This window comes from Curtobacterium sp. VKM Ac-2865 (genome assembly GCF_015350905.1).
Taxonomy (GTDB): domain Bacteria; phylum Actinomycetota; class Actinomycetes; order Actinomycetales; family Microbacteriaceae; genus Curtobacterium.
This window is the reverse complement of sequence record NZ_JADKRZ010000001.1, coordinates 621,949-636,340: the sequence shown is the minus strand read 5'-3', so window position 1 is coordinate 636,340 and position 14,392 is coordinate 621,949. Positions and strand designations below refer to the sequence as shown.

The 14,392-nt window shown below is 72.4% G+C and carries 15 protein-coding genes; 8 read left to right on the top strand and 7 right to left on the bottom strand.

What is annotated here, in order from left to right; genetic code table 11:
• Positions 1-39 precede the first annotated feature (39 nt).
• Positions 40-990 carry an AraC family transcriptional regulator gene (locus ITJ54_RS03005; protein ID WP_194625805.1) on the top strand — a complete coding sequence of 317 codons (951 nt, stop codon included), beginning with the start codon at positions 40-42 and terminating at the stop codon, positions 988-990.
• 124 nt (positions 991-1,114) lie between these two features.
• Here the strand turns inward: ITJ54_RS03005 and ITJ54_RS03000 are convergent, their stop codons facing one another.
• The gene (locus ITJ54_RS03000; protein ID WP_228508162.1) at positions 1,115-1,684 is read right to left on the bottom strand and encodes a TetR/AcrR family transcriptional regulator; all 570 of its coding nucleotides are present in this window, start codon (positions 1,682-1,684) and stop codon (positions 1,115-1,117) included.
• A 65-nt stretch (positions 1,685-1,749) separates the two neighbouring features.
• Between ITJ54_RS03000 and ITJ54_RS02995 the strand changes: the two genes are divergently transcribed.
• Positions 1,750-2,727, top strand: a complete 978-nt coding sequence (locus ITJ54_RS02995) for an SDR family NAD(P)-dependent oxidoreductase (protein ID WP_194625804.1) — start codon at positions 1,750-1,752, stop codon at positions 2,725-2,727.
• Here ITJ54_RS02995 and ITJ54_RS02990 read toward each other — a convergent pair.
• The 3 genes from ITJ54_RS02990 to ITJ54_RS02980 form a co-directional block, all read right to left on the bottom strand.
• Positions 2,724-4,643 carry an ABC transporter ATP-binding protein gene (locus ITJ54_RS02990; RefSeq protein ID WP_194625803.1) on the bottom strand — a complete coding sequence of 640 codons (1,920 nt, stop codon included), beginning with the start codon at positions 4,641-4,643 and terminating at the stop codon, positions 2,724-2,726. The two genes, ITJ54_RS02995 and ITJ54_RS02990, sit on opposite strands and share 4 nt — an antisense overlap.
• Positions 4,644-4,776: 133 nt before the next feature.
• Positions 4,777-5,121, bottom strand: coding sequence for a hypothetical protein (locus ITJ54_RS02985; protein ID WP_194625802.1), 345 nt, complete (start codon positions 5,119-5,121; stop codon positions 4,777-4,779).
• 100 nt (positions 5,122-5,221) lie between these two features.
• The gene (locus ITJ54_RS02980; protein ID WP_194625801.1) at positions 5,222-5,506 is read right to left on the bottom strand and encodes a hypothetical protein; all 285 of its coding nucleotides are present in this window, start codon (positions 5,504-5,506) and stop codon (positions 5,222-5,224) included.
• 59 nt (positions 5,507-5,565) lie between these two features.
• Between ITJ54_RS02980 and ITJ54_RS02975 the strand changes: the two genes are divergently transcribed.
• Complete coding sequence (locus ITJ54_RS02975; protein WP_194625800.1) at positions 5,566-6,153, top strand: DUF1349 domain-containing protein; 588 nt, start codon at positions 5,566-5,568, stop codon at positions 6,151-6,153.
• Positions 6,154-6,286: 133 nt separating this feature from the next.
• Here ITJ54_RS02975 and ITJ54_RS02970 read toward each other — a convergent pair whose 3' ends face one another.
• Together ITJ54_RS02970 and ITJ54_RS02965 are read right to left on the bottom strand one after the other, a co-directional pair.
• On the bottom strand, positions 6,287-7,525 hold the full coding sequence (locus ITJ54_RS02970) for a DUF4232 domain-containing protein (protein ID WP_194625799.1): 1,239 nt from the start codon (positions 7,523-7,525) through the stop codon (positions 6,287-6,289).
• A gap of 115 nt (positions 7,526-7,640) precedes the next feature.
• Entirely contained in the window at positions 7,641-8,399 is a 759-nt protein-coding gene (locus ITJ54_RS02965; RefSeq protein ID WP_194625798.1) for an SDR family NAD(P)-dependent oxidoreductase, read from the bottom strand.
• 240 nt (positions 8,400-8,639) lie between these two features.
• On the opposite strand from ITJ54_RS02965, the gene ITJ54_RS02960 reads away from it, so the two are divergent.
• A complete protein-coding gene (locus ITJ54_RS02960; RefSeq protein WP_194625797.1) occupies positions 8,640-9,641 on the top strand; it encodes a GAF domain-containing protein in 1,002 nt (333 codons plus the stop codon).
• A 22-nt stretch (positions 9,642-9,663) separates the two neighbouring features.
• Here ITJ54_RS02960 and ITJ54_RS02955 read toward each other — a convergent pair whose 3' ends face one another.
• On the bottom strand, positions 9,664-10,080 hold the full coding sequence (locus ITJ54_RS02955; RefSeq protein ID WP_194625796.1) for a BLUF domain-containing protein: 417 nt from the start codon (positions 10,078-10,080) through the stop codon (positions 9,664-9,666).
• A 284-nt stretch (positions 10,081-10,364) separates the two neighbouring features.
• Here ITJ54_RS02955 and ITJ54_RS02950 point away from each other — a divergent pair, with 284 nt between their 5' ends.
• The 4 genes from ITJ54_RS02950 to ITJ54_RS02935 are packed head-to-tail and all read left to right on the top strand — an operon-like array spanning position 10,365 to position 14,382.
• On the top strand, positions 10,365-11,414 hold the full coding sequence (locus ITJ54_RS02950) for an iron-siderophore ABC transporter substrate-binding protein (RefSeq protein WP_194625795.1): 1,050 nt from the start codon (positions 10,365-10,367) through the stop codon (positions 11,412-11,414).
• The gene (locus ITJ54_RS02945; protein WP_194625794.1) at positions 11,415-12,443 is read left to right on the top strand and encodes a FecCD family ABC transporter permease; all 1,029 of its coding nucleotides are present in this window, start codon (positions 11,415-11,417) and stop codon (positions 12,441-12,443) included. It abuts the gene before it with no gap.
• Positions 12,440-13,558 carry an iron chelate uptake ABC transporter family permease subunit gene (locus tag ITJ54_RS02940; RefSeq protein WP_194625793.1) on the top strand — a complete coding sequence of 373 codons (1,119 nt, stop codon included), beginning with the start codon at positions 12,440-12,442 and terminating at the stop codon, positions 13,556-13,558. The genes ITJ54_RS02945 and ITJ54_RS02940 overlap by 4 nt, the downstream gene beginning before the upstream one ends.
• A complete protein-coding gene (locus ITJ54_RS02935) occupies positions 13,555-14,382 on the top strand; it encodes an ABC transporter ATP-binding protein (RefSeq protein WP_194625792.1) in 828 nt (275 codons plus the stop codon). Before ITJ54_RS02940 ends, ITJ54_RS02935 begins: the two co-directional genes overlap by 4 nt.
• Positions 14,383-14,392: the final 10 nt, after the last annotated feature.

Here is a 14,392-nt window from a genome sequence, read left to right as displayed (position 1 = left end):
CGTTGTTGCTCTCGACTGTTCGCCCCGTACAGTCGTGGCATGGACGTTCTCTCCGAGGTGCTGACCGTCTCCGGCGTCCGCGGGAGCGCTGGCGCACGGATCGCGGCGGCTGGCGACTGGGGCGTCGAGTGGCTCCGCGACCGGGACGCCGTCGTCTACGCGGTCACGGCTGGGACCGCCTACCTGACGCTCGACGACGAGGACCCGCGGCTCCTGATGACCGGGGACGTGGTGATCCTCGCCACGGGTGCGGCCCACACGCTGTCCAGTGCACCCGGCGCCCCGGTCCACTCGTGCGACGTGGCAGCCGCTGCCGACGCCCGTCGACACGGTGACGTCCTGCGTCTCGGAGACGGCGACGGTGAGGACGACGTGCAGACACAGATCCTCGGTGCCTCGTACTCCCACGACCCGGCGGGGAGCACGCCTGTCTTCGCCCTCCTCCCGCCCGTGGTCCACTTCCGTGCACAGCAGCTCGACGCGAGCCTGACGGACGTCGTCCGGCTCCTCGGACGAGAACTCGCCCGCCCCGGCGTCGCCACCCACGTCGTCCTGGACCGCCTCGTCGAGGTCCTCCTCATCGAGATCCTCCGTGCCTGGCTCGCCTCGTCACCACAGGCCGACCCGTCGTGGTGGGGCGTCCTGCGGGACCCGCTCCTGTTGCGCGCAGTGACCCGGATCCACGAAGCCCCTGGCCACCCGTGGACGACGGAGGCCCTGGCTCGTGAGGTCGCAACGTCCAAGCAGACCCTCATCCGCCGGTTCTCGACGTTCGCGGGGACCACGCCGGGGGAGTACCTGACCCGCTGGCGGATGGACCTCGCCGCCCATCGGCTCCGTGACACCGACGACGCACTCGAAGCCATCGCGGCCGACGTGGGCTACACCTCCGTCTACGCGTTCAACCGGGCCTTCCGCCGCGAACGCGACCTCCCGCCCGGGCGGTACCGGACCGCGTCGCGCACCGAGAGCACGCCACCTGCGCGGTGACCGATCACCGGCACCGCGCGGTGCGCGGTGCGCGGTGCGCGGTGACCAACCACCGGACTGGAGGCTCGGTGCCAGCTGGTGCCGAGCCTCCCGTCCGCCTCCTGGTCGCGCCCGTCGTCAGCGGTCAGTCCCGGGGCTGGGAGCCGACGACGAGGTCGAGGGCGATCGCCATCGACCCGGAGTGCTGCTCGCGCGTCTCGACCTGGTGCTTGATGCCGATGGAGGCGCTGATCAGCGTGCGCGCACGGTCCGGAGCGTCCGTCGGGTAGGACTCGGCGATCGCCGTCGTGACCAGGTCCTCGAAGCGTCGCGGCGCGGTGTGCAGCACCGGTCCCAGCAGCGCGGGGTCGAAGTCGCGCACGCTCCCGGTCTGGTCGGTGAGCGGGCCCATGAAGGAGCCGGCCCAGCGGTCGAACGCCGTGAGGAGCCGGTCGCGAAGGGGGCGTCCGTCGCCGAGGGCGTCCGCGACGGCGTCGAGGTCGCGGGTGAGTGCTCGCGACACGGCGTCGCGGAAGAGCGCTGGCTTGGAGTCGAACAGGAAGTAGAGCCCCTGTCGGGACACCTGCGCCGCGCGGGCGATGTCGTCCATCGACGTCTTCCGGTACCCGAACCGCGTGAACGTGCGCATCGCGGAGTCGAGAACGGACTCGCGCCGCCCCGTTCCATCGACGGTGGTCATGTCACGGTCAGCCATGAACGCAGCCTACTGCACCCGTGAACGCACTAGACAGGTTCAGGCAAGCGCGTACAGTCATCGGCATGGTCTCCCGCACACCACTCATCACCACGCCCTTCACCGCCGACAGCACGGCCGACGACGTGCTGCGAGGCGTCGACCTCGGTGGCGTCCGGGCCGTGGTCACGGGGGCGTCCTCGGGCCTCGGCCGGGAGACCGCGCGGGCACTCGCCGCCGCGGGTGCTGCCGTGACGCTCGCTGTCCGGGACGTCGTCGCGGGAGCTGCCGTCGCGGACGAGATCACGAGGCTCGGCGCATCCGAGCGACCGTGCGTCGCAGCGCTCGACCTCGCCGACCAGGCCTCCGTGTCCCGGTTCGTCGACACCTGGGAGGGGCCGTTGCACCTGCTCGTCAACAACGCCGGCCTCGTCACCGGGGGACTCGACCGCACCGCGGAGGGCTGGGAGCTCCAGTTCGCGACGAACCACCTGGGACACTTCGCGCTCACGGCTGGTCTGCACAGGGCCCTTGCATCGGGCGCTGCCGAGCGGGACGGCGCCCGGATCGTGTCGCTCAGCTCGACGGCGCACATGCGGGCGGGCATCGGCTTCGACGACCTGCACTTCGAGCACCGGCCGTACGACCCGCAGATCGCGTACGCCCAGGCGAAGACAGCGAACTCGCTGTTGGCCGTGGAGGCGACCCGTCGCTGGGCGTCGGACGGGATCGTGGCGAACACGGTCAACCCCGGTGGAGTCGCCACCGGACTCCAGCGCCACTTCACACCCGGGCAGAGAGCATCGCTCGACGCCGCGGAGGCAGCGGGCCTGTTCTCCTGGAAGACCGTGCAGCAGGGCGCCGCGACCACCGTCGTCGCGGCCGTCCGACCGGAACTGGCACACACGGGCGGTCACTACCTCGACGACGCGCAGGAGGCCTACACCGTGCCGGACGACGCCGACCTCGCTGACCACCCGCACGGCGTCAAGGTCTGGGCGCTCGACCCAACCGCTGCGGAACGACTCTGGACGGTGTCGACGGCCCTGGTGCGCCGACCCTAGACGCGACCCGCGGACCCGGCCCCGCTCAGTGCTTCCTCGTCCGGTGCGACGTCCTTCTGCACCGCGAACTGGGTCCGGTGCAGTTCCTCGTAGCGCCCACCCGCTGCCAGCAGTTCCTCGTGCGTCCCGCGCTGCACGATCGAGCCGTCCTCGACCACGAGGATCATGTCCGCACTGCGGATGGTGGAGAGCCGGTGTGCGATGACCATCGCGGTTCGGCCCTCGAGCGCCTCGCTCAGGGCCGCCTGCACAGCGGCCTCTGACGTGGAGTCGAGCGCCGCGGTCGCCTCGTCGAGGATGACGACGCGCGGCTGGGCGAGCAGGAGTCGCGCGATGGTCATCCGCTGGCGCTCACCGCCGGACAACCGGTAGCCGCGCTCTCCGACCATCGTGTCGAGCTGGTCCGGCAGGGACCGGATGAGCGGCTCGAGGCGTGCACGGCGGACGGCGTCCCACACCTCGTCCTCGGTGGCCTCGGGCCGCGCGAGACGCAGGTTCGACAGGATCGTCTCGTGGAACAGGTGGCCGTCCTGGGTCACCATGCCCATGGTGTGCCGCATGGAGGCGAAGGTCACGTCGCGGACGTCCGTGCCGGCCAGGCGGACGGCGCCGCTGTCCACGTCGTACAGCCGTGACAGGAGCTGCGCGACCGTGGACTTGCCCGCACCGGACGTGCCGACGAGGGCGACGGTCTGCCCCGGCTCGATCCGGAAGGACATGCCGTGCAGCACCTCGTCGCCGCCGCGGGTGTCGAGCGTGGAGACCTCTTCGAGGGAGGCGAGGGACACCTTGTCGGCGGACGGGTAGGCGAAGCGGACGTCGTCGAACTCGACGGACACCGGGCCCTCGGGGACGGTGACCGCGTCGGGCTTCTCCTCGATGAGCGGCTTCAGGTCCAGCACCTCGAACACGCGCTCGAAGCTGACGACGGCGCTCATGATCTCCACCCGGGCGTTCGCCAGGCTGGTGAGCGGCGCGTACAGGCGGGTGAGCAGGAGGGCCAGCGTCACGACGTCGCCGGTGTTCAGCTGGCCGCCGAGTGCCAGCGAACCGCCGACCCCGTAGACGAGCGCGAGTGCGAGCGCGGAGACCAGGGTGAGCGCGGTGACGAAGACGAACTGCAGCAGTGCGCTGCGGACCCCGATGTCGCGGACGCGGGCGGCGCGGACGCGGAACTCCTCGGCTTCTTCGTCGGGACGGCCGAAGAGCTTGACGAGCGTGGCGCCGGGCGCCGAGAACCGCTCGGTCATCTGCGTGCTCATCGCGGAGTTGTGGTCGGCGGCCTCACGGCGCAACGCAGCGAGGCGACTGCCCATCCGGCGCGCGGGGATGAGGAAGACGGGGAGCATGACCACCGCGAGCACCGTCACGAGCCACGAGGTGCTGAGCATGACGGCCAGGGTGAGGACCAGCGCCACGACGTTCGTGACCACGCCGGACAGCGTGCCGCTGAAGGCCTGCTGCGCGCCGATCACGTCGTTGTTGAGACGGCTCACGAGCGCGCCCGTCCGCGTGCGGGTGAAGAAGGCGATCGGCATCTTCTGCACGTGGTTGAAGACGGCGGTGCGGAGGTCCAGGATCACGCCCTCACCGATGCGGGCCGAGTACCACCGCGTCACCAGCGAGGCGGCGGCGTCGGCGACGGCGACCAGGGCGATGACGACGGCGAGCCAGACGATCGTGCCGACCGCGCCCCGGGCGGCGATGACGTCGACCACCTGGCCGGCGAGCACCGGCGTCGCGACCGCCAGGAACGCGCCCACGACGGAGAGGATGATGAAGACCACCAGCTTGGCCCGGTACGGCACGGCGAACGTCATGATCCGCCGCACGGACTCGCGGGAGATGCCGTGCTTGCCGTCCCTGGCGGTGGAGATCTTGTAGAGCGAGCTCCAGGCCACGCCTTCCATGCTCATTGCGGTTCCTTCCGTGGGCGCCAGGCCCGGTCCAGATGGGTGGTCGCCCGAGATCGGGGTCCTCCCCAGCGGCGGCGCGCCGCGCTCAGCCTACGGCGCGGTACCGACGTCCGTGCGGACGGTGCCTGCTGGCTCAGTCGCCGGCGAGGCTCGCGCTGGCGGCCACCGCCACGGGGACCCACGGCGCAACGAGCGCGAGGACCAGCGCCACGACGGCACCGACCCGGTGCAGGCCACGACGCAGCAGGACGACGGCCATGACCACCGTCGCGACTGCCGACGCCGCGCTGACGACGGCAGCAGCATCGAGGCTGCGATGACCGGCAGCGGCAGCCGAGGGGGACGGTGTCGTGGAGAGCGTGAACACGTCGAGGAGGGCACCGAACCACAGCACCGCGACGGCGACCCCGCACCCGAGGACGAGGACGACCCACATCGCCGCGATCATGCCGCGTGGGCCCTCCTGCGCGCTGCTCATCCCGTCAGCGTAGAGGCGCGTTGGTACGTGGAGTCGACGAGGGAGGACCAGCGTCCCTGCGGGTCAGCCGACACCCTTCACGCGGGATGCGCCGCTCGCCCTACGGACGGTCCGCGTCGCCGTCGGCCGAAGCCGCCCGCTCACGATCCGCAGCGGCGTCCCACTCGACGCGCCGAGCGATGGCGTCGTCCGCCGCGCGGTTCCGGGCCGCTCTCTCAGCGAGCCACATCAGGACGAAGCAGGCAGCCGCACCCGCCGCAGCCAGACATCCCAGTCCGACCCGTCCGAGGTCACCATGCGCAGAGGAGAACGCCACGATAGCCAGAGCCCCGAGCGCCAGCAACGGCAGCTTCAGGAGCGAGGAGAACCCGATCACCCACTTCACGGTGTCGACGGTACCGCGGACCACCACCGGTCGATCGGACGGCCGGTACGGTCGGGACCATGACCGACATCGACTGGAACTCCGGCACCTGGACGACCGCGCCCGCGCACGTGGAGATCGCGGACGACGGGATGCACGTCACCGCCGTCGAGGAGAGCGACGCCTGGCGGATCACCTCGTACGGCTTCGTCCACGACACGGAACACGCGCTCCTGGCCCCGTTCCCGCAGGACAGCGCGGTGGAGGTGTCGTTCCTCCTGGACTTCTCCGCCCAGTTCGACCAGGCCGGCATCTTCGTCAAGGTCGACGACAGCACCTGGATCAAGACCGGTGTGGAACGGAGCGACGGCGAGGACAGCCTCGGTGCGGTCGTCACCCGAGGCGTCTCCGACTGGTCGCTCTCGCCGGTCCCCGGGTGGCACGACCGGGTCGTCACCGTCCGCGCCAGCCGATCCGGCGACGCGCTGACCGTCCGCGCCCGGGTGGACGACGAACCGTGGCGCCTGGTGCGGGTGGCGCCGCTGGACCCGGACGCCGTCGTCACCGCGGGGCCGATGTGCTGCGCCCCGTCACGGGACGACCTCACGGTCCACTTCACCGCGTGGCGGACGGGACCGGCGGACACGAGCCTGCACCCCGACGACTGAGCGGGGGACCGAGCGCTCAGCGCCGGAGGACGCCCGAGAAGTCGGGGGAGCCGTCCGCCAGCGTCGGCAGCGGCGTGCCGTCGACGTAGCGCGGCCAGGCGAGGACCCGGGTGTCGTCGGCTCGCTCGTGGCGTCAGGGTGCTGCCGTGGGCTGCGGCGGCTCGAGCGCCCAGGCGGTCACGTGGACGACCGAGCCCGCGACGATGTCGTACTCGACCGGCCACGACCCCCGCTCGTCGGTCGCGAAGGGCGCGGCGTACATGGTGCGTGCGACGAGCGCGTCCGAGGTGGCGCCGGCGTCCCAGCCGAGGGTCGTGACGGCCGACGCTCCGGCGGGGAGCTCGAACTGTGCGTACCCGGGGTCCTCGGCCAGGAACGAGCCGCCGTGCTCGACGGTCACCGCGAGCTCGTTGCCGTTCTGGTCCGCGAACGCCACGTCCGGGTACCCCTCGACGACGCAGGGTGCGTCCGAGTGGTTCATGAAGCGGATCGTCTGGCTGCGGTGCCCCGTTGCGGCCCCGGGGTCGCCGAGCAGCAGCATCGCCCGGTCCTCGGTGCACCAGGACGGGTCGCGGTCCGGGTCACCGGCCGGGTCCCGGGTCGGGACGGGCGTGCCCTCGGCGTAGGGATCGGGCAACGCGCCCTGCTCGGGGTCGGCCCCCTCCGCCCGGGCGGCCTCCTGCGCCGAGGTCACCCGTGCCGCCCGCTGCCCGAGGGCGCCGGTGGTCACGACGGCCGCCGCCGCGACGACGGCGACCGCCACGAGGACGGCACGCCGACGCCGTGCGGGAGTCCTCGTCCCCGGCTCGTCAGGGACACGCTGCCCCGACAGGGGAACTGGGACGGCCGCGCGACGCAGCACGACGAGGGCGGGCAGCCAGCCCTGCACCACGCCCCACCAGGCGCCCACGGTCGCGTTGGTGCCCAGACCGTCGAGCAGCATGCGGAGGCGCGGCGCGGGCAGCGCCCCCACGATCGCGGCGACGTCGACGGCGAGCCCCGCAGCGGCGCCAGCCAGGACGACGGCGAACCACGCGACCACGAACCGGACGGAGCGATCGCCCGCCCGGCCGGTCAGCGGGACCACGAGCCGCACGACGAGGGCGACGACGAGCGCGGCGAGCACGGTCGTGGTCAGACTCCAGGACCACGGGTGCACCGCGGGCGAGAACGGCAGCGTCTGCGGCAGGACCGCGTTGACGCTGGCCGGCAGCACCCCGTTCCAGGTGACGGCGACCGCCAGGGCTCCGCTCAGCAGCCACAGCCCCGCCGCGACAGCCGGCACGACCACCCAGGCGGCGCGTCCGGCGCGCTGCGCGCTCGTGCCGCCGCCGTCCGCGGACGGCTCGACAGTCCCGTCCCCTGTGGTCACGCGGATCCCCTCCCGATCAGCTTCGATCCTCCCACGGGTGCGACGGACTGCCGGACTGCCGGACTGCCGGACTGGAGGCTCGGTGCCAGCTGGCACGGAGCCTCCAGTCCGGTGGTCACATGCGTCGGGCGGCCAGCCAGTCCGCGAACTCGGTCGCGACGATCCGCTCGTCGTGCACGTCGGCGGCCTCGTCAGAGGCGAGCCACCGGATCGGCTCGCGCATGACGTCGGGGGAGAGCACCGCGAGCCCCGCGGGCTGCGCGGCGCCGTCGAGCATCCCGGTCGCCGTCGCGCCGCCCGGCAGCAGGATGTTCGCCCGGACCGGGGTGTCCGCGAGGTCGGCTGCCATGATCCGCGCGAATGCCTCGGCCCCGGCGCGGGACGGGCCGTAGGGGACGAACCCGCGACGGTTCATGGTGCCGTGGTTCATGCTGATCGTGACGACACGGCCGCTGCCGGCGGCGAGCATCCGGGGGACCACCGCCCGCGCGACCAGGAAGTAGCCCGTCAGGTTCGTGTCGACCACGGCGCGGAACCCGTCCGGCGTGACGTCCCAGAAGCCCTGCGGTGTCGTCATGAAGTCCGGGTTCACCGTGCGCATCCCGATCCCGGCGTTGTTCACCAGCAGGTCGATCCCGCCGAGCGCGTCCCACGCCGCCGTCGTCCCGGCGTCGACCGAGGCCTCGTCGCGGCTGTCCATCACGATGCCGACGGTGTCGTTGCCGATCGCCGACGCGGCCTCGGCGACGCGGTCCGCCGACCGCCCGGTGACGGCGACCCGGGCACCGGCCTCGACGAGCCCCTCGGCCATGGCGCGCCCGAGACCCGAGGTCCCGCCGGTGATGAGTGCTCGGGCGTGGTGCAGGTCGGTCATCGTTCCTCCGGTCGTCGTGGTGCTCGTCGTCCTGGTGGTCGCGAGCCTACGACCGGGCCGTCGTGTGACCGTGTCGTCGCGCCGTCGCGCCGTCTCGCCGTCCGCGTTCGCGTATCGTGGTGCGGATCCCGCAGGGTCTCGCGTTCAACCGACGTCGAGCAGCGGGGCTGCTGTTTCGACAGGGAGACGGCCGAGGTCGCGGCAGGTGCTCTGCGCCGCTCCTCGGGGAACGGAGAACCGATGGACCCGGTCACGACGTCGTCGGCCACGACTGTCTCTGCAAGCGGGCTCGACCCCGATCGCGTGCTGGTGCTCGGGGACGCCTTCGCGCCGCACGGTGCCGGGCGGTCGACCGGAGCACGGCTCATCGCGGACGAACTCGCGGCGAGCACCGGGCGCGGCACGGACGTCACGGCAACGGCGTGGTGGTCGTCGGGGGCGGGACCTGTGGACGCCGACCTCGGGGTGGACACGTCGACGTACGACGTCGTGCTCCTCGCCGTCCCGGAGCGCGCGGTGCAGGGGCAGTCGCCGTCGCACGTCGTCATGAGCGTCACGACCCTGATCGACGCGGTCCGGCCGGGTGGTGACCGCGCAGCGGTGTTCGTGGTGGTGATCCCCGGCGGAGCTGACCGGGGGTTCCTCGCCGCTGCCGTCCAGGCGTCCGGCCCCGGGATCGTCGCACTCGCCGTGGACAGCGGGCCGGTCGGACGGCCGCGGGTGATCGAGGTCGTGCGGGCGGTCCTGGCGGAGCAGCGAGCACGGACGGACAGCCCGCAGGGGCACCGACACGCGCCGCAGCACGAGCAGCGGCGGTACGACGCCCTGGACCGCCTCGGCATCCTGGACACCCCGGGGGAGGAACGCTTCGACCGCATCGTCGACGGCATGCGCCGGCTGTTCCGGACCCAGGGGGCAGCGATCAACTTCCTGCCCGAGGGCCGCCAGTGGACGAAGTCGGGCACCTGGAACGCCTCCGGGGACACGGCGCTCGAGGACTCGTTCTGCAGGACCACGGTGTCCGGACCAGGGCCGATGGTCGTCGGTGACGCCTGGCACGACGCCGGTGGACTGCCGCGCAACGCGATCCGCTTCTACGCCGGCCACCCGATCGAGACCCTCGACGGCGTCCGTGTCGGGGCGGTGTGCGTCTTCGACCCCGCACCGAGGAGCGAAGGGTCCGTGGAGGTGGACCTGCTCCGCGACTTCGCCGTGCTCGCCCGCACAGAGCTCTACCGCTGAGGGCCTCGGCGCGGCGGGATGGTCAGGACGCGCGCGCCTGGAACCAGCCGACCAGCGCGCGGAGTGCGGGCACCGACGACACGGCGTCACCCTCGTGGGCGTCGAGGTCGTCGAAGGTCGCGCGGTAGCCCGGCACGTCCTCGAGCTCGTCCTCGGCGGGGAAGCCCATCGTCCACTCCGGGAACTGACGGTCCTCGATGACGTCCTCGAGCAGCACGGACACCTTGGTGTGGCGGGCGTCGTCCCGGATCGTCTGCATCTTGCGTCGGACCACGGCGTCCGGGCCCTCCAGCACCTGCAGGAAGTAGCCGTTCCGGTACAGCAGCATGCCCGTGATGCCGTTCTGCTCGTTCGACGCGCGGCTCTGTGCCAGCAGCGCGGTCAGCTCCTGCGGCTCGAGGACGCTCGTCGCGACGCTGGAGTAGATCAAGGACAGCATGTGGTTCCTCCGACGTCACGCGGTGCATCCGCGCAGACGCGGCCCACTGAACTCGTGTCCTCCTGGACGGAGTCCGGCCCGGCGACGGATCGCGGACAAGGTCCTCCTGTGGGGCTGTACAGAGAACCCGGTTGTTAGGTTAGGCTTGCCTTGCCCGGCGGCCGGAGCGATCAGTCGCCCGCCGCCGGGACCACCCCGCCCCGACGAGCCGACGCCGCAGCCCGCGCCGAGGCCGACACCACACCCCTGCCCGGTCACTCGACCGCGCCCAGGAAGGACCTCTCGTGCGCCCACTCCGTCTCGTCGCCGTCTCGGCTGCCGCTGCAGCCGTGCTGCTCACCGCCGCCTGCAGCGCGACCACCCCCACGGCCGAGAGCACCTCGGCAGCGTCCGCCGACGGCGCCTTCCCGGTGACGATCGAGCACGCGCTCGGCACGACCACGATCGACGCGGAGCCCAAGCGCGTCGCCACGGTGCAGTGGGAGAACCAGGAGGTGCCGCTCGCGCTCGGCATCGTGCCCGTCGGCATGGCTCGGGCGGACTTCGGCGACGACGACGGCGACGGCGTGCTGCCGTGGGTGGCGGACGAGCTGGAGGAGCTCGACGCGGAGACTCCGGTCCTGTTCGACGAGACCGACGGCATCGACTTCGAGGCAGTCGCGGACACGAACCCCGACGTCATCCTCGCGCCGTACTCGGGCCTGACGAAGGACGACTACGAGACCCTCAGCGAGATCGCCCCGACGGTCGCGTACCCCGAGGCCGCCTGGGCGACCAACTGGCGCGAGTCCATCGAGATGAGCAGCCGGGCGCTCGGGCGCGAGGAGCAGGGCGACGACCTGGTCGACGGCATCGAGGACGACATCGAGGCCGCCGTCGCCAAGCACCCGCAGCTCGAGGGCAAGTCGACGATGTTCCTCACCCACGTCGACGCGAGTGACCTCAGCGAGGTCAGCTTCTACACGACGAAGGACACCCGCGCGCTGTTCTTCGAGGACCTCGGCCTCGAGGCCCCCGAGTCGATCGCCGAGGCGTCGAAGGGCACGGAGTTCTCCGAGACCATCAGCGCCGAGAAGGTGGACACGTTCGACGACGTCGACATGATCGTGACCTACGGCGACGACAGCCTGGTCAAGACGCTCGAGTCCGACCCGCTCCTGTCGAAGATGCCCGCGGTCGCGAACAACGCGATCGTCGCCCTGCCCTCCGACGACCCGATCGGCACTGCCGCGAACCCGACGCCCCTGGCGATCTCGTGGGTCCTCGAGGACTACGTGCAGATGCTGGCCGACGCCGCCGACAAGGCGGACGCGGACTCCGCCAACGCCTCGTAGGTGACCGACCTCGCCACGACGACAACACACCGGTCGCGCCACTCGGCGCGGCCGGTGTGGTTCGTCGTCAGTCTCGCCGTGCTGGCGGGTCTCGTCCTGCTCTCCGTGACGGTCGGCGCCCGCGCGGTCAGCGCGGACGAGGTGCTCGCCGGGCTGACGGGCTCGTCGCGGACCGTGGGGGAGGCCGCGGTCGCGGTACGTCTGCCACGCACCCTGCTCGCGGTGGTGATCGGAGCCTCCCTGGCGATCGCCGGGACCGTCATGCAGGGCGTGACCCGCAACCCGTTGGCCGACCCGGGAATCCTCGGGGTCAACGCGGGCGCCTCGCTCGCGGTGGTGACCGGGATGGCGTGGTTCGGGCTCTCCGCCGCGATCGCGACCATGTGGGTCGCGATCGCCGGAGCGGCGGTCGCCGCGGTCTTCGTGTACGTCGTCGGGTCGCTCGGCCGCGGGGGAGCCAGCCCGCTCAAGCTCGCGCTGGCGGGTGCGGCGTCGTCCGCTGCCTTCGCGTCGCTGGTCATCGCCGTCTCGCTGCCCCGCGGCGACATCGCCGAGGGCGTGCGGTCCTGGCAGATCGGCGGCGTCGGCGGTGCCACCGCCGACCGGATCCTGCAGGTGCTGCCGTTCCTGGCCGCCGGAGCGCTGCTCTGCGCCGCGACCGCGAAGGGCCTGAACACGCTGGCACTCGGCGACGACCTCGCCGCCGGCCTCGGCGAGCGCGTCGCGATCACCCGCGGTCTCGCCGCGACCGGCGCCGTGCTGCTGTGCGGTGCGAGCACGGCCGTCGCAGGCCCCATCGGGTTCGTCGGGCTCGTCGTCCCGCACGCGTACCGGCTGCTCGTCGGCACCGACCACCGCTGGCTGCTGCCGTTCTCGGCCGTCGGGGGAGCCGTGCTGCTCGTCGCGGCGGACGTGCTCGGTCGGGTCGTCGCGCGCCCCGAGGAGATCGACGTCGGGATCATCACCGCGATCGTCGGTGCGCCGGTGTTCATCGCGATCATCCGACGTCGGAAGGTCCGGTCGCTGTGAGCAGGAACCCGCCGCCGGATCGTGTCGCGGACACGCATCCGCACCTCGACGCCGTCCGGCAGGACGTCCCCGGCACCCCGAAGTCCGGCAGCACCGCGGCCACGGTCCGCCGCATCCGTCGTCGCCGTGCCGTGCGCGCCGGCGTCGTCATCGGCGTGCTCGCCGCAGTGGTCCTCGTCGCGTTCACCGCCACGCTCGTCGTCGGCGAACGCTTGTACTCGATCCCCGACGTCGTCGCCGTCGTCACGGGGCGAGACGTCCCGGGCGCCTCGTTCACCGTCGGTCGGCTCCGCCTGCCACGAGCCGTGCTCGGCGCCGTCACGGGCTTCTGCTTCGGGCTCGCCGGGGTCGCGATCCAGACCATGCTCCGCAACCCGCTCGCCAGCCCGGACGTCATCGGCATCAGCTCCGGTGCGAGCGCCGCGGCCGCCTTCGCGATCATCACGCTCGGCCTGAGCGGTGCGGCCGTCTCGGCCTTCGCCATCGTCGCCGCCCTCGGCGTCGCCCTGGTGGTCTACCTGCTGGCGTACCGGGACGGGGTCGCCGGCACGCGGCTCATCCTGATCGGGATCGGCGTGGCCGCGATGCTCGAGTCCGTCACGGCGTACGTGCTGTCGCGCGCGGCCCAGTGGGACCTGCAGGAGGCGACGCGGTGGCTGACCGGCAGTCTCAACGGCGCCGACTGGGAGGCTGTGCTCCCCACCGTCGTGGCCCTCGCGGTCCTGGGACCCGTGCTCCTCGGACAGGGCCGTGGCCTCGCCGCGCTGCGGCTCGGCGACGACGCGGCGTCCGCCCAGGGCGTCCGGGTCGAACGGACGCGGGTGCTCGTGATCGTCGCGGCCGTCGGCCTCGTCGCGTTCGCCACGGCGGCCTCGGGGCCGATCGCCTTCGTCGCGTTCCTGTCCGGGCCGATCGCCGCTCGGCTCGTCGGTGCCGGGACGTCACCGCTCCTGCCCGCGGGGCTCGTCGGTGCCGCGCTCGTGCTGGTGGCGGACCTGGTCGGGCAGAACGCGCTCGGGGTCCGCTACCCCGTCGGCGTCGTCACCGGGGTGCTCGGCTCGCCGTACCTCGTCTGGCTCATCATCCGCACCAACCGCAGGGGGACCTCGCTGTGACCACCGCCCACGACCTCCGCACGACCGGCCTCACCCTCGGCTACGACGACCGCACCGTGATCGACGACCTGTCGCTCGAGCTCCCGACCGGCCGGATCACCGCGATCGTCGGCGCGAACGCCTGCGGCAAGTCGACCCTGCTGCGCTCGATGTCCCGGCTGCTGCGCCCTGCCGGCGGACAGGTGCTGCTCGACGGACGCGCCGTGCACCAGACCCCCGCGCGCGAACTCGCGAAGACGCTCGGGTTGCTACCGCAGTCGCCGATCGTGCCGGAGGGCATCTCCGTCGCCGACCTGGTCGGACGCGGACGGCACCCGCACCAGCGGGCGTTCCAGCGCTGGAGTCGTGCGGACGACGACGCCGTGGGGACCGCCCTCGACGTCACCGGCACCACCGAGCTGGCGGACCGGAACGTCGACGAGCTCTCCGGCGGGCAGCGGCAGCGCGTCTGGATCGCGATGGCGCTGGCGCAGGAGACCGACGTGCTGCTGCTCGACGAGCCCACGACGTTCCTCGACGTCGCACACCAGGTCGAGGTGCTCGACCTGCTGCGCGACCTCAACCTCCGCAACGGGACCACCATCGTGATGGTGCTGCACGACCTGAACCTCGCGGCGCGGTACGCGGACCACCTGGTGGCGCTGGCCGACGGCACGGTGTGCGCTGCCGGCACGCCCGCGGCTGTGCTCACCGAGGAGACCGTGCGCCGGTTGTTCCGGCTCGAGAGCGTGATCACGACGGACCCGGTGTCGGGGTCGCCGCTGATGGTGCCGATCGGGCGGCACCACGCGGGTGGTGCGGGGGGTCGTTCGGCGTCGGTGTGAGGGGCGCGTG